The sequence below is a fragment of the Castellaniella hirudinis genome (assembly GCF_047468865.1).
In the GTDB taxonomy this organism is placed as follows: domain Bacteria; phylum Pseudomonadota; class Gammaproteobacteria; order Burkholderiales; family Burkholderiaceae_B; genus Castellaniella; species Castellaniella hirudinis_A.
Genome location: NZ_JBLGTV010000006.1, coordinates 98,926 through 112,939 on the forward strand (window position 1 = coordinate 98,926; position 14,014 = coordinate 112,939).

A 14,014-nucleotide genomic window follows, 5' to 3' on the forward strand; every position below is an offset into this window, starting at 1 on the left:
CATTCCCTGACCATGACTCCGTCCTCGACCCCGATTTCGACCCCGATTGCCGAGCGCACCAAACTGGCCGTGCGCGACTTGAATTTCTACTATGGCAATTTCCATGCGCTGCGCGACATCAACATGCAGATTGCCGAAAACAAGGTCACTGCCTTCATCGGGCCGTCGGGTTGCGGTAAATCCACCCTGCTGCGCACGTTCAATCGCATGTTCGAGCTCTATCCCGGCCAGCGGGCCGAGGGGGCCATCGAACTGGACGGCGAAGATTTGCTCAACTCGCGCCTGGATATTTCCCTGATCCGCGCAAAAGTGGGCATGGTGTTCCAGAAACCCACCCCGTTTCCCATGAGCATCTACGACAACATCGCGTTTGGCGTGCGCCTGTTCGAGCGCCTCAGCAAGGGCGAAATGGATGAACGCGTGGAATGGGCATTGACCAAAGCCGCCCTGTGGGCCGAGGTCAAAGACAAGCTGGGCCAGAACGGCAATGGCTTGTCGGGGGGGCAGCAGCAGCGCCTGTGCATTGCCCGCGGCGTGGCGATAAAACCCGAAGTCTTGCTGCTGGACGAACCCTGCTCGGCGCTGGACCCGATTTCCACCGCCAAGATCGAGGAATTGATCGCCGAGCTCAAGGACGACTACACGGTGGTCATCGTCACCCACAACATGCAACAGGCCGCCCGCTGCTCCGACTACACGGCCTATATGTACCTGGGCGAACTCATGGAATTCGGCCCCACCGACCAGATTTTCGTGAAACCCGCCCGCAAGGAAACCGAAGACTACATCACGGGGCGATTTGGATGAGACCGGACACAGGACAGTCCCTTGAGGACTGTCCTGTGCCGGTCGAATCGGAGCGCCCTGCAGGGCGCGACGTGGGGGGATGCTTCAATTGAAGATAGTCCCCGCCGGTCGAATCGGAGCGCCCTGCAGGGCGCGACGTGGATGAGATCGGACATGGCGCAGTCCCCTGCGGACTGCGCCATGCCTATCGAATCGAAGCGGCCTGCAGGCCGCGACGTGGAGGGATGCTCCAATCGAAGCCCCCCCGCCGCCCGAATCCCCCTCCACCATTCACCCGCCGTTCATCCCGGCCTTGCTATCCTTTTGATAACGCATACAGGAGGATATCCATGAAACGCCGCCAATTACTGGCTGCCAGCCTGGCCCTGGGGGTCTTTGCCGCCGGCGCCCAAGCCCATAGCCATGATCGGGAAACCGCCGAACGCCTGCAAGCCCTGGGCGAAGTCATGCCGCTGCAGGATGTCCTGGCCCTGGTGGCCAAGGATTACCCCGGACAAGTCCTGAAAGTCGAATTTGAGGAAGAAAAAGGGCAATGGATCTATGAGTTCAAGCTCTTGCAGGGCCGGGGCCGCTTGGTCAAGCTGGAGGTGGACGCCCGCAACGGCAAGATCCTGTCCGTGCGCCAGCGCACTGTCCACGACAAACACGGCGAGCACGACAAAGGCGGGTACTGATGCGCTTGCTGGTCGCCGAAGACGAGCCCTTGCTGGCCGCGCAGCTGAAGGCCGCCCTGGAATCCGCCGGCTATGTGGTGGATGTCGCCCATGACGGTCTGGAGGCCCAGCACCAGGGGCTGGTCGAACCCTATGACCTGGTGGTGCTGGATCTGGGCCTGCCGGGGCGCGATGGCCTGACTGTGCTGCGGTTCTGGCGCGACGCCGGCAAACGCACGCCGGTTCTGATCCTGACCGCGCGGGACAATTGGCATGACAAGGTGGCGGGGATCGACGCCGGGGCGGATGACTACTTGACCAAACCGTTCCATCTGGAAGAACTGCAGGCGCGGGTGCGGGCGCTGCTGCGCCGCGCCGGCGGGTTCGCCAGCGCCGATATCCGCTGCGGCCCTTTGACGCTGGATACCCGACAGTCGCGCATCCTGGCGGATGACGCGCCGCTGGATCTGACCAGCCACGAATACCGGGTCTTGGCGTACCTGATGATGCATCGGGGCGAAGTCGTGTCGCGCAGCCAGCTGATCGAGCACATCTATGCCCAGGATTTCGACCGTGATTCGAATACGATCGAGGTCTTTGTGGCGCGTCTGCGCCGCAAGATCCCGGCGGGCCTGATCCAGACGGTTCGGGGGCTGGGCTATCGGCTGGATGCGCCCGGCGATTCCCCATGATGCGCGTCATCGCCGGGCATGCACGTTCTCTGCGCCTGCGGCTGCTGGTGGCGGTGCTGGCCTGGGTCTTGTTGAGTGTGGCGGTGGCCGGGTGGGGCATACAACAGTTGTTCCGCCAGCACATCCTGGCGCAATTGCAGTCCGAACTGAATATTCATCTGGATCAGCTCACGGCCAGCCTGCAGATCGACGCCGACGGCACGGTGCTCCCCTCGACCCTGCCGACCGACCCTCGCTTCAGTCATCCGTTTTCGGGCCTGTACTGGCAGGTTTTCCTGCCCGCCCAGGACGGTGCGCCGCCAAGAATCCTGGCGCGTTCGCGGTCTCTATGGGATGCCCGGCTGCCGGTTGCCTATCCCGATCTGCGCTGGGGACAGGACTTGCGCGCCCGGGCCCCGGGCCCCGGCAATACCGATTTGCGGCTGCGCGTGCGCGCCGTCGAGCCTGCCGAAGGCCCCTATGATGACGTCGTGCTGGTCGTGGCCGCCGACCGCGCGCTGTGGGCGGAGCCCATCAGCCGTTTCGACCGCATGTTGTGGATGGCCTTGGGGGTTCTGGTGCTGGGCATGCTGCTGGCGGCCTGGTTGCAGGTGTCTTATGGGGTGCGCCCCCTGTTGCGGCTGCGCCAGCGTCTGGCCGATCTGCGCGAGGGCCGCGCCCAGCGGGTGGCGGGCGAATTTCCCTCCGAGGTCCAACCCTTGGTGGATGATTTCAATCAGGTGCTGCAGCGCAATGCCCAGGGCTTGGAACGCGCCCGCCAGCAGGCCGGCAACCTGGCTCATGCGCTGAAAACACCCCTGGCGGTCATGGCCAATGCGGCGGCGGCCCAAGATCCCGCCTTGCCGCGCCTGGTCGCCGAGCAGGTCGGCACAGCACGGCGCCACGTGGATTTCTACCTGACCCACGCCCGGGCCGCCGCCGCTGTGCGAGTGGCGGGCCTGCGCAGTCCGGTCTTGCCGTTGCTGGAAGGGCTGGTGCGGGTCATGCGGCGCGTGCATGCCGAACGCGATCTGCAATACGACCTGAGCGCGGTCGGGGCGAACCTGGTGTTTCTGGGAGAGTCTCAGGTCTTTGAGGAAATGCTGGGCAATGTGCTGGACAACGCGGGCAAGTGGGCGCGCCGGCAAGTTCGGGTTCTGGCGAGCTGTCGGGATGGCGAACTGGAACTGCGCGTGCAGGACGATGGCCCGGGCCTGAGCCCGGAACGCGCCGAAACGGTGTTTCAGCGCGGTATCCGGGCGGATGAACGCACACCGGGGTCGGGCCTGGGCTTGGGGATTGTGCGTGACCTGGCGGATTTGTATGGGGGCTGGGCCCGCATCGAGGCCAGCCCCCTGGGGGGGGCGTGCGTGGTGATTACCCTGCCGGGGGCGGTGGCTTAGTTGTAGCGGCCGTTGCGCCCGCCCAGTGCATAGGCCCCTGCGCCCAGCAGCGCCACGGCCACGCCGCCGAACAGGAACATGCCTTGCAGTTCAAGCGCCCAGCCGCCGCTCTTGCCCAGCGTGAACAGTTCGTTCATGTGCACCAGGCCCAGCACGAACAGCATGTTGATGACGATGATGAGCGCGCCGATGCGCGTCCAGACGCCGATGATGAGGAGTATGGGGGCGAGGATTTCGCCGATGTACACGCCGTAGGCGATAAATCCGGGCAGCCCGTGGGATTGCAGCATGCCGACAATCCAGCCTACGCCGCCCAGCTTGCCCAGGCCGTGAAGCAGGATGAAGATGCCCAATGAAAGACGCAAGATCAATTTGCCCAGATCGTCGGTGTTGGTGGATGACATGGCGGAGTCCTTGGCGATTCGATTGAAAAGAAGCGGTGGCCGATGGATAGCCACACGCGGGGTGGGGTTGCATGGGGATTGTACGCGATTCACCTGAGCCTTAACTTGCTACTGTGGAAAATGGATCTATGCAAATGCCTGCCCCCGCCGATTGGGTGGGCGATATCATCGGCGATAGAGGCGGCTTGTCGGTTTCGCTAGCCGCCGAAGTTGAATCCAGCCTGCCGATATTGACATGCTCCCAAGCTGCCCGCACCTGTTCGGTTTCGGGGTTGAACGCCAAAAAATCGCGCCCAATCCTCGGCTACTCCTTTGCGGCTACTCCTTTTTTTACCCCTTGTGAAGCGGTAAAAAAATGGCTTGCAAGTGTGTGCTTGCAAACCATTGATTTTATTGGTCGGGGCGACATGATTCGAACATGCGACCCTCTGCTCCCAAAGCAGATGCGCTACCAGGCTGCGCTACGCCCCGACTGATCCAGAACTCGGCATTTTATCATGTCATGCTGCCTCATGCTGGGTGCGCGTGCCGCAATTCCGGCAGGGAATGCGCCTGGTTGCGGTATGCCCAGGTGGGCCACAGCGCGTGCGCGAGGGCGATTTTCGCCAGGGCGGGATCGGTGGGCAGGGGGGTATAGGTGTCGGGAGCCCGGTAGTCGAAGCACAGCGCGGGCTGTTCGGGCTCCAGCACCACCAGGGTATCGCCCCGCAGATAGCCGTAGCGGTCTTCGTATTGCATCATGGCGCGTCCGCCTGTGCCCGCCTGGGTCAGGTCGTGGCCGATCATGGGGTGAGCATCTTGGATGCCCGCCAGCGACAGCAGCGTGGTGGGCAGGTCGATCTGGCTGATGATGCGCGCGTCGCGCCGGGCCTGAACCCCGGCCCCCAGGATCAGCGCTGGGATGTGGAAGTGGCGCAGCGGAATGCGCTGCGCCCCGCCCACGCGGGCGTCGTGATCCGCCACCACCAGAAAGATCGTGTCCCGCCAGTAATCGCTGGCCTGGGCGCGCGCGAAAAACTGCCCGATGGCCCAATCGGCATAGCGCACCGTGTTTTGCACGGTGGCGGGGTCGCCGTCGACCGGGATGCGTCCGGCGGGGTATTCCCAGGGGGTGTGGTTGCTGACGGAAAACGCCAGGTGCAAGGTCGGCTGGTCTCCGCCGCGGGACAGCAATGTGTGCAGCTTGTCGAACATGTCTTCGTCGCTGGCACCCCAGGTGCCGACGAAGGCCGGGGACTCGAACGTGGGCAGGTCGTGCAGTTCGTCGAAGCCGTTGCCCAGGAAAAAGCTTTTCATGTTGTCGAAATGGGCTTCGCCGCCGTAGATGAAGCGGGATCGGTAGCCCTGTCGGCGCAGCAGCTGGGCCAGGGTGAAGAAACGGCTTTGGGCGTTGGCCAGGCGCAGGGCGGCGTCCGACAGGGTGGGCGGAAAGCCCGCTGCGACCGCTTCCAGGCCGCGCACGGATCGCGTGCCCGTGGCGTAGGCGCGGGTGAAGTTCCAGCCGGTGGCGGCCAGGGCGTCCAGGCAGGGGGTCAATCCCGCGCCCCCCAGGTTGCCCACGTATTGCGCCCCCAGGCTTTCTTGCACAATCAGGACGATATTGCGGGGCCGCGCCGGGGTCTGGCTGGCCGGTTGGTGGTGCAGGGTGGGCAGCTCGGGCGGGCCGGCCGGGATGCGGGCCTGTTCGCGGATAATGGCCTGCATTTCGGCGTCGGGCAGGTCGCCGTAGACGTCGGCGGCGGCGCGTTCGTTTTTGATGGCGTACAGGGCGAACAGCACGTTGTACAGGGAATTGAGCGGCAAGGTGTTGAGCAGGCTGTCGCCGCACCAGGCCACCGAGGCCGGGTTGATCGGCCGGTGGCCCAGGGTGCCCCGGATCGCCAGCACAATGGCGGCGGCGATGAGCAGGGTCAGGCCGATGCGCCAGGGCCAGGCGGGCAGGGCGTTGGGCTGGGCCTGGGCAAACAGCGCGTGGCCCAGCCAGCCGGCCAGCGCCAGCGTCAGCCCGGCGGCCGCCAGCACGGGTTTGTAGCCCTTCCACAGCATGCCGAAGACTTCCTTGGGGTATTTCAGGTAGTCCAGATACAGGCGGTTGGGGCGGCTGTCGTATTCCTGGATGAATTGCGGAGTGGAGATTTCCAGCAGCACGAACAGCAGCCAGACGCCTTGCAGCCACAGCCCGGTCAGCCAGATGGCCAGGGGCTGGTCGGCCAGCCAGGGGGCCAGCAAGGCGGGAATGCCCGCCCACATGGCCAGTTGGTTCAGGTCGATGCGCAGGCCCCAGCGCACGATGGCCCCGGGGCCGCCCGCCGCCCGCACACGCGGCCATTGCCAGGCCGTCAGCAGCAGGCGACTGAACATCAGCATCAAGAGTAGCGACAGACTGAACAGGCCGATCTGGGTAAACATGGGAAGTCCTTAATCAGTCCGGTCAGGGAACCAGGGCGATACCGATGCGAAACTGCGGACTGGATTTTTCGTTGTAGCCCAGCAGGGTCTCGCCGTAGCCCTGGAAATATTGGGCATACAGGTGGCCGTTCATGTGTAGAAAGGTGCGCTGCAGCGGCCAGGTGGCTTCGAGCTGGGTGGCGTGTCCGCTGCCGCCCTGGCGGTACAGCGCCGACAGGCCCAGGCCATTGTCTTGCGCCCAGCGCAGCTTCCAGTCCACATAGCCCAGGTAGGCCGGGTAATGCATATCCGGGTCGGTGCCGAAATACGCCTTGAAACGCGGCATGAACTGCAGGCGGCTGCCGTCGTCCAGACGGTAGCTGATCTCGGGCTGCAGGTAGGTGTCGTTCAGGGATCTGGAGGCGTCGCCGTCCTTGCCGTTGGACTTGTGCTCGACCCCGGCGTTCAGGCCCAGCGTCCAGCGGGCGTCGGCGGTTTCCCACAGCGATTCCCGGGCCCAGAACAGGCTGGGGTTGTAGGTGGTATCGACGAAGGGGAGGGAATCCGAATGCAGATCCCACAGCGAAGTCTGGGTGTAGCCGACGTACCAGTGATTCATGAAATGCGGGTGGGCGGGGTCGGCGGGGCTGAAGGGCCGGTATTTGAAACTGAGCTGGAAACGGGCGTTGGCCCCGCCCCGGTTGCCCAGCGCGAAGTAAATCGGCTCGTAGGGCGACAGGGCGTTGCGGAAGGTCTCGAACGGGGACAGGCCCGCGGTGGCGGGGCTGGATGCCGCCGTGGCGGGCAGGATGGTCTCGGTGGCGGGCAGGTCGGCGCCGACCTGGGCCGGCTGGCTGGCCGCTCGCGGCTGTTGAAGCAAGGCGGTGGCCGGGTTGCCCGCCGCCGAACCGCCGGGGCGCGGGGTATCGGCCACCTGCAGCGCCAGCAGCGTGTCTTCCGCCCCCTGGATGGTCAGGGTCAACAGGCCGTGGCGCTGTGCGGGCACCGGGCCGGCCCAGGCCATGCGCGTAAAGGCATTGACCGGCAGGTTGGTGGCATCCGCTGAGGTGCGCAGCTGGAAAACGGCCGGGCTGGTCTGGCCCAGGGCGTCGGTCCATGTCCCTTGCAACTGGGGGACGATGGGGGCGCTGAGGGGATTGCCGCTGTCATTGACCAGCAAACCTTCGATTTCAATCGTGTCGCCCGGCGCGGCCTGGGTCTGGCCCAGCCGCAGGACGAGTTCAGCCTGTGCCGCCCAGGGGACGGCCAGCCAGGGGACGGCCAGCAAGAGGAAAAAGACAAAACGTGGGATAAGGGACGGCACGGCTGTGGAACAAGAAAAGGGGATATGGGATGCTACCACCAGGATTGAAACTCGACTCGGCACCGTCGCGGGTAATCATTGGCAAAAGATCGTGTCTGGACGCCGGCGGCCCCGCTGTGGCCATGGGTATTGCGGCCCGTGCTGTGGCGCATCGATCAAGCGCGGCCAGTGGAATGGAGCTTGAGTCCGCGGGAATCCCAGTACTTCGTTTTGGCCGGGCAGGCAGTGGACATCGTCGTCGTGCCGGCAAGATTTGGCGGGAAAGTGATCGCTGGTCTTTCCGAACCATTCAGGGCTTGCCCAGAAGCGATGGCCCGCCCTGCTGGATTCGAACCAGCGACCTACGGCTTAGAAGGCCGTTGCTCTATCCAACTGAGCTAAGGGCGGCGGGGCTGCGCGCAGCCGATCAGCTCGGATTTTAGCGTCATCGTGTCCCGCGTGCTGGCCGCCGGCCAATTTTCCCGGTGCCGTGCATCCTGGTGCTGCGGCAAGGCCGCGCCGGGGCCATGGGCGCCGGCCCTCGGCGTATCATATTTATTTTATGACCGTAGGAACCTGCCCCATGACCGCTTTGCCGCCCGATGTTTCCGATCCCGCCACCTGGCACGAACAGACCCTGGTGCTGCATGGCGATGCCGCCTGCCACCATGATGCCTCGGTGGTGCCGCCCATCCACTACAGCACCACGTTCCGGGCGCAGTCCGCCGAAGAATTCTCGGCCATGGCCACCACGGTGCGTCCGGCCAATTTCTACACCCGGCACGGCAACCCGGTCAACAAGCACGTCGAGGCCATTCTGGCGGGGCTGGAGGGCACGGAAACCGCGCTGCTGACGGGCTCGGGCATGGGGGCGATCTGCACCACGATCCTGGCCCTGCTGAAGGCGGGCGACCACGTCGTGGCCCAGCAGCGCCACTACATGAGCACTTCCAAGCTGTTCACCGACGTCCTGCCCCGCTACGGCGTGCGGGTCAGCTTTTTCGACCAGACCGACCTGGACAGCCTGCGGGCGGCCCTGCAGCCCGACACCCGGCTGATCATGGTGGAAACCCCGGTCAACCCCAGCCTGTCGATCACCGACCTGGCCGCGGTGGCCGACATCGCGCGTGCGCGGGGCATCCTGACGGTGGCCGACAACACGTTCGCGTCGCCACTGAATCAGCGGCCCCACGACCTGGGCATCGACATCGTGGTGCACAGCGCCACCAAATACCTGGGGGGGCACAGCGACATCATGGCGGGCGCCATTTGCTGCAGCGCCGTCTTGGCCGAACAAATCTGGAAAATGCACATCACCCTGGGGGCGGTGCTGTCGCCCATGGATGCCTGGCTGCTGTTGCGCGGGCTGCGCACCCTGTCCTTGCGCATGGAGCGCATCAATGCCAACGCGCTGGCGGTGGCCCGGTGGCTGGAAACCCGCCCCGAAGTCGAATCTGTTTTGTATCCGGGCCTGGCCAGCCACGCCCAGCATGCCCTGGCCGTTCGCCAGATGAAGGGTTTTGGCGCGATCGTGGCGTATTCCATCCGGGGCGGCTACGCGGCCACGCAGCGTTTTGTCTCGGCCCTGCGCCTGGCGACCCAGGCGGTCAGCCTGGGCGGGGTCGAGACCCTGGCCGTGCATACGGCGTCCATGTGGGCCAGTTCCATGACCGAGGCCGAAATGCAGACGGCGGGCATCCAGCCCAATTTTGTGCGGATGTCGGTGGGCGTGGAGCACATCGACGACCTGATCGCCGATCTGGGCCAGGCACTGGCGGCCAGCGTGGTGGCTGGCCAATAAGCAACGCCCCCATGGCCGCCGCGTAGCGCGGGCCATGGGGGGCGGGCCGGGCCGGTGGGAATCAGACCAGCCCGGCCTTGTCCAGGCCCATTTGTTTGTCGGATGAACCCGGCACGGCCTGGAAGGCCACGCCCAGGCGGTTCCAGCCGTTGATGCCCACGATCAGGAAGGACAGATCGGCCAGTTCTTGCTCGGACAACTGCTGGCGCACCCGCTGAAAGAGTTCGTCGGGGATGCCGTGCGGCGGCAGCTGGGTCAGGGCTTCGGTCCATTCGAAAATGGCTTTTTCCTTGGCGTCGAACAACGGGGATTCGCGCCAGACGGCCACATGGTGCAGGCGCAGTTCGCGTTCGCCCGCCAGTTTGCCTTCTTTGACGTGCATGTCCACGCAGAATGCGCAGCCGTTCAGCTGCGAGGCGCGCAGCGTGACCAGATAGCCGATCTTGGCCAGGAACGGGTTGTTGTGCAGCAATTGGCTGAACTCGGAGAATTTCTTGGCGGCTTCGGGGGAAGCTTGATAATAATTGAGGCGCAGTGTCATGGTGTATCCAATGGATTCGTTCAACAAACCCATTCATTCTGCACCATTCCGGTCTTGTTTGCCGGGATGCCTGATATGCCGGCAGGGGGTTGGCCCCGTGCCGCCGGCCGCCTGCATCTACAGGTAGGGGCTGGCCAGCCAGATCACGCGGTTGCGCAGTCGCTTCCAGAAAGGGATCGCCTGCAGGGTTTCCTGGGTGACCTGATCGGCATTGGCGATTTCGCGGTCGATGCGGCCTGCGATCTGCCGCGCCAGGGCCGGGTCGTAGATTTCCAGATCCAGCTCGAAATTCAGCCGCAGGCTGCGAGGGTCGAGGTTGGACGAACCCACGTAAGACCAGCCGTCGTCGATGGTCAGCAGCTTGGAATGGTCGAAATTGCCCCGGCTGGCCCATACCCGGCAGCCGCCGGAAATCACCTGGGCCAGCTGGGCGTCCATGGCGTAGCTGACCAGCCGCAGGTTGTTGCTGCCCGGGATGACGATATCGACCCGCACCCCGCGCCGCGCGGCGGTGTTCAGCGCCCCCATCAGGGTCTGGTCGGGCAGGAAATAGGGCGATTGGATGCGCACGTGGTGCTGCGCCACCGCCAGCGCGCCCAGCAGTACGTTGTGCGTCGCGGCGATGAAGCGGTCCGGGCTGGAACGGATGCAGCGGGCGGGCACCTGGGGGTGGGGGGCGTCGGGCGCCTGGTGGCACCAGTCTTCGATGCGCAGACGTTCGCGTGTGGTGAATTCCCAGTCGTTGGCGAAGACCGCGAACAATTGGGCGGCCACCGGGCCTTCGATGCGGAAGTGCGTGTCGTGCGCGGCGTGGCTGCCCATCAGGGACGCCAGGAAGCTTTCGCGGATGTTCATGCCGCCCATGAATCCCAGGTGGCCGTCGATGAACAGGATTTTGCGGTGGCTGCGCAGATTGGCGTAGGGCATGCGCAGGCCCAGCACGTGCGACATGAACAGCGCGGTGCGGATGCCGTCGCGCCGCAGCAGGCCCACGATGGGTGGGTGCGAATATTTGGCACCGACGGCGTCGATCAGCACCCGGATCGTGACCCCGCGCTCGTGGGCGCGGCGCAGGGCCGCCGCGAACTGCAGGCCGATGCGGTCGTGGTCGAAAATATAGCTTTGCAAGGCAATGCAATGCTGCGCGCCGTCGATGGCCTGCAGCATGGCCGGGTAGGCCTCGTCGCCGCTGTCCAGCAGGGTGATGTGGTTGCCGTCGTGCAGCGGAAACCGGCTGACGCGGTCGCACAGCAGCCGCAGCGAATCGAATTGCGGCCCGGCGATGGAGGCGACTTCGGCCACCGGGTCGTGGGTGTGGTTGACGTAGTCCTTGATCAGCCGGCTGCGCTGGGTGGACAACTGGTCGTGGCGGATGCGGTTGATGCCCGCCACCAGGTACAGGAAAGGCCCCACGAACGGCGACATGATCACGACCCCGACCCAGGCGATGGCGGCGCGGACGTCGTTTTTGTTCATGGCGGCATGGACGGCGGCCACCGCACTGAGCGTCAGCGAGGCAATGGCCACCAGGTGCGGCCAGTAGTCGGAAAAAAACTGCGAGATGGCGAGCATGGCGGCGTTTTCAGAGGGATGAGGCGGGGCGTTGGCGCAGGGATTCCAGCCAGTCTGGATTGGGGGCGCCCTGGGCGGCCAGCCGCTGGTTACGGGAATTGGCGCGCCAGACCCCGCCGCCAATGCCCGGCAGGGGCTGGGTGCGATACCAGAACCAGCGCCCGTCGGCGTCCTGGGCCAGCCAGTCCCAGCCGTCGGGGGCGGTGGACCAGTCGGGCGCCGGGGAAGGGAAAGTGGAGGATGGGGTCATGGCAAGTGCGGGGTTGGGCGGTCGTACCGGCCTGGCCGCGCGCCAACCGGCGCCGAGAGGCAATCAGTGGGCTGCGACCAGATTCTGACGAATCTTGTCATAACCCAGGTTGAAAAGAAAGCCATAAGGCAGATAAAACAGCACGAAACCGATATCCAGCAGCAGGGCGTGCCAGAGGGAAACGTCCAGCCACCAGGCGACGAAGGGGATGGCGATCACGATCAGGCCCGCTTCGAAGCCGCAGGCGTGGCCCACCCGCACCCAATAGCCGCGCTCGAAGCCCCAGCGCGCCTGCAGCCGGTCGAACAGCCAGTTGTACAGCATGTTCCAGACGACAGCGATGGTGGCGATGACGGCGGTCAGAATGCCCATGCTGAGTATCGAGCGGTTGGTGATCCAGGCGGCCAGGGGCGCGGAAATACCAATCGCCAGAACCTCGAACGCCAGGGCGTGGAAGACGCGTTCGGACAGAGACCGATGGTGAATCTGCATGGGGATAGGGTGTCATGGCGGTGGTGTCGTCACCACATTCATGCATCGCAGGCGGGTCGTCCCTGCCTGGCCGGAAGAAACCGGGGAAAGGATGGGGTGACCGATGGGGCTCGAACCCACGACAACCGGAATCACAATCCGGGACTCTACCAACTGAGCTACGGTCACCACTGAAAGAAAAGGGATTCTAGCATGACTAAATTGCTTTTGCAGGGATGGCGGTGGACGCTTGATTCCGGCCGGATTTTCAGTCATGTTATGGGATGATGGATTTCATCTAAAGGAAAAAACATGGCCCAGATTTTTGTCGTCCATCCCGATAACCCCCAGTCGCGCCTGCTGCAGCAGGCGGGCGATCTCCTCACCCAAGGCGGCCTAGTGGCCGTGCCCACCGATTCCAGCTATGCCGTCGTGGCCCGCCTGGACGACAAAGCCGCCGCCGAAAGCCTGCGTCGCCTGCGCGGCCTGGACGAACGTCACCACCTGACGCTGCTGTGCCGCGATCTGGCCGAAATCAGCCATTTCGCCAAGGTCGGGAACACCCATTACCGTCTGCTGAAAATGGCCACGCCGGGGCCCTGGACCTTTATCCTGGAAGCCACCAAGGAAGTCCCCCGCCGGGTATCGCACCCTTCGCGCAAGACCATCGGCATCCGGGTGCCCGACCACCGGGTGGCCCGCGCCCTGATCGACGCGGCGGGTTCGCCCCTGTTGTCCACCACCCTGATCCCGCAGGGCGAGACCCATGCCCTGAACGACGCGCAGGACATCCTGGCGCGCTACCAGCACGACCTCGCCGCCATCGTCGATGGCGGGGCGTGCCCGCTGGATCCCACCACGGTCATCGACCTGACCGGCGACGAACCCCTGGTCGTGCGTGTGGGGCGCGGGGATCCCGCCGCCTTGGGGATTCAAATGTAGGCGTTTCGGGATCGACGTTTCGAGATCGAAATAAGGCTGCCGGTTTGGCCGGGCAGCGGTTATGCTAACGGGGATTGTCGGCATGGGCCGACGCCCTGTTGCGTTTTTTCATGGATCAGCTCATCCAGACCATCGCGGTCTATGCCTTGCCCGTTCTTTTCGCCATTACGCTGCACGAAGCCGCGCACGGCTATGTGGCGCGTTATTTTGGCGACCCCACCGCGTACCAGGCTGGCCGCATCAGCCTGAATCCCCTGCGTCACATCGACCCCATGGGCACCATCGTGGTGCCGCTGGCGCTGCTGTTCGTCACGCGCCTGATGGGGGGCGGGCTGCTGTTTGGCTGGGCCAAGCCCGTGCCGGTCAACTGGAGCCGCCTGCGCCGGCCCAAACAGGACATGCTCTGGGTGGCCCTGGCCGGGCCGGCCTCCAATCTGCTGCAGGCGATTTTCTGGGTACTGTTCCTGCGCGTCATGCTGTCGGCGGGGCTGATTCAGCACGCCGATAATTTCTGGGCCTTGATGGCCCAGGCCGGGGTCGAAATCAACCTGATCCTGATGGCCCTCAACCTGCTGCCCTTGCCGCCGCTGGACGGCGGGCGCATCGTCTTCAGCCTCTTGCCGCCCCGGATGGCCTGGCAATATGGGCGCATCGAACCCTATGGCTTCGCCATCTTGATTGTCCTGATGGTCATGGGGTGGCTGTGGCCCCTGATGATGCCCTTGCTGCATTTCGGCCAGTGGGTGGTGCGCGGCTTCCTGTAGTTTTCAGCTTGGCGCGCCGCACGGCGATTTGTCGATGTCCGGTG

The 14,014-nt window shown here is 64.7% G+C and carries 14 protein-coding genes and 3 tRNA genes; 7 read left to right on the plus strand and 10 right to left on the minus strand.

Annotated elements, in window-relative coordinates; translation table 11 throughout:
- Window positions 1-12 precede the first annotated feature (12 nt).
- The 4 genes from pstB to ACMHYJ_RS09565 all read left to right on the plus strand — a co-directional run bounded on the left by pstB (window position 13) and on the right by ACMHYJ_RS09565 (window position 3,534).
- Window positions 13-807, plus strand: a complete 795-nt coding sequence (gene pstB / locus ACMHYJ_RS09550; RefSeq protein ID WP_414245943.1) for a phosphate ABC transporter ATP-binding protein PstB — start codon at window positions 13-15, stop codon at window positions 805-807.
- Between the two features lie 329 nt (window positions 808-1,136).
- Entirely contained in the window at window positions 1,137-1,481 is a 345-nt protein-coding gene (locus ACMHYJ_RS09555) for a PepSY domain-containing protein (RefSeq protein ID WP_414245944.1), read from the plus strand.
- Complete coding sequence (locus ACMHYJ_RS09560) at window positions 1,481-2,152, plus strand: response regulator transcription factor (RefSeq protein ID WP_414245945.1); 672 nt, start codon at window positions 1,481-1,483, stop codon at window positions 2,150-2,152. The genes ACMHYJ_RS09555 and ACMHYJ_RS09560 overlap by 1 nt, the downstream gene beginning before the upstream one ends.
- Window positions 2,149-3,534: a sensor histidine kinase gene (locus ACMHYJ_RS09565; RefSeq protein WP_414245946.1), complete on the plus strand. Its 1,386-nt coding sequence runs from the start codon at window positions 2,149-2,151 to the stop codon at window positions 3,532-3,534. The genes ACMHYJ_RS09560 and ACMHYJ_RS09565 overlap by 4 nt, the downstream gene beginning before the upstream one ends.
- Here ACMHYJ_RS09565 and ACMHYJ_RS09570 read toward each other — a convergent pair.
- From ACMHYJ_RS09570 to ACMHYJ_RS09590, 5 genes are all read right to left on the minus strand, one after another.
- Window positions 3,531-3,938: a DoxX family protein gene (locus tag ACMHYJ_RS09570; RefSeq protein WP_414245947.1), complete on the minus strand. Its 408-nt coding sequence runs from the start codon at window positions 3,936-3,938 to the stop codon at window positions 3,531-3,533. The two genes, ACMHYJ_RS09565 and ACMHYJ_RS09570, sit on opposite strands and share 4 nt — an antisense overlap.
- A 394-nt stretch (window positions 3,939-4,332) precedes the next feature.
- Window positions 4,333-4,409 (minus strand) — tRNA-Pro (locus tag ACMHYJ_RS09575).
- 39 nt (window positions 4,410-4,448) lie between these two features.
- Window positions 4,449-6,347 (minus strand): LTA synthase family protein, encoded by a 1,899-nt coding sequence (locus ACMHYJ_RS09580; protein ID WP_414245948.1) that lies wholly within the window; start codon window positions 6,345-6,347, stop codon window positions 4,449-4,451.
- Between the two features lie 22 nt (window positions 6,348-6,369).
- Window positions 6,370-7,650 carry a phospholipase A gene (locus tag ACMHYJ_RS09585; RefSeq protein ID WP_414245949.1) on the minus strand — a complete coding sequence of 427 codons (1,281 nt, stop codon included), beginning with the start codon at window positions 7,648-7,650 and terminating at the stop codon, window positions 6,370-6,372.
- A 310-nt stretch (window positions 7,651-7,960) separates the two neighbouring features.
- Window positions 7,961-8,037: transfer RNA gene (locus ACMHYJ_RS09590), tRNA-Arg, on the minus strand.
- Window positions 8,038-8,212: 175 nt separating this feature from the next.
- On the opposite strand from ACMHYJ_RS09590, the gene ACMHYJ_RS09595 reads away from it, so the two are divergent.
- Complete coding sequence (locus tag ACMHYJ_RS09595; RefSeq protein ID WP_414245950.1) at window positions 8,213-9,430, plus strand: trans-sulfuration enzyme family protein; 1,218 nt, start codon at window positions 8,213-8,215, stop codon at window positions 9,428-9,430.
- Window positions 9,431-9,491: 61 nt separating this feature from the next.
- Here the strand turns inward: ACMHYJ_RS09595 and ACMHYJ_RS09600 are convergent, their stop codons facing one another.
- From ACMHYJ_RS09600 to ACMHYJ_RS09620, 5 genes are all read right to left on the minus strand, one after another.
- Complete coding sequence (locus tag ACMHYJ_RS09600) at window positions 9,492-9,971, minus strand: carboxymuconolactone decarboxylase family protein (RefSeq protein WP_414245951.1); 480 nt, start codon at window positions 9,969-9,971, stop codon at window positions 9,492-9,494.
- A gap of 117 nt (window positions 9,972-10,088) precedes the next feature.
- Window positions 10,089-11,543: a phospholipase D-like domain-containing protein gene (locus tag ACMHYJ_RS09605; protein ID WP_414245952.1), complete on the minus strand. Its 1,455-nt coding sequence runs from the start codon at window positions 11,541-11,543 to the stop codon at window positions 10,089-10,091.
- 10 nt (window positions 11,544-11,553) lie between these two features.
- Window positions 11,554-11,793, minus strand: a complete 240-nt coding sequence (locus tag ACMHYJ_RS09610; protein ID WP_414245953.1) for a hypothetical protein — start codon at window positions 11,791-11,793, stop codon at window positions 11,554-11,556.
- A 63-nt stretch (window positions 11,794-11,856) separates the two neighbouring features.
- Window positions 11,857-12,285 carry a multidrug/biocide efflux PACE transporter gene (locus ACMHYJ_RS09615; protein ID WP_414245954.1) on the minus strand — a complete coding sequence of 143 codons (429 nt, stop codon included), beginning with the start codon at window positions 12,283-12,285 and terminating at the stop codon, window positions 11,857-11,859.
- Window positions 12,286-12,377: 92 nt separating this feature from the next.
- Window positions 12,378-12,453 (minus strand) — tRNA-His (locus ACMHYJ_RS09620).
- 123 nt (window positions 12,454-12,576) lie between these two features.
- On the opposite strand from ACMHYJ_RS09620, the gene ACMHYJ_RS09625 reads away from it, so the two are divergent.
- Together ACMHYJ_RS09625 and ACMHYJ_RS09630 are read left to right on the plus strand one after the other, a co-directional pair.
- Window positions 12,577-13,206: an L-threonylcarbamoyladenylate synthase gene (locus ACMHYJ_RS09625; protein WP_414245955.1), complete on the plus strand. Its 630-nt coding sequence runs from the start codon at window positions 12,577-12,579 to the stop codon at window positions 13,204-13,206.
- 110 nt (window positions 13,207-13,316) lie between these two features.
- Complete coding sequence (locus ACMHYJ_RS09630; RefSeq protein WP_414245956.1) at window positions 13,317-13,970, plus strand: site-2 protease family protein; 654 nt, start codon at window positions 13,317-13,319, stop codon at window positions 13,968-13,970.
- The last annotated feature ends 44 nt before the right edge of the window (window positions 13,971-14,014 follow it).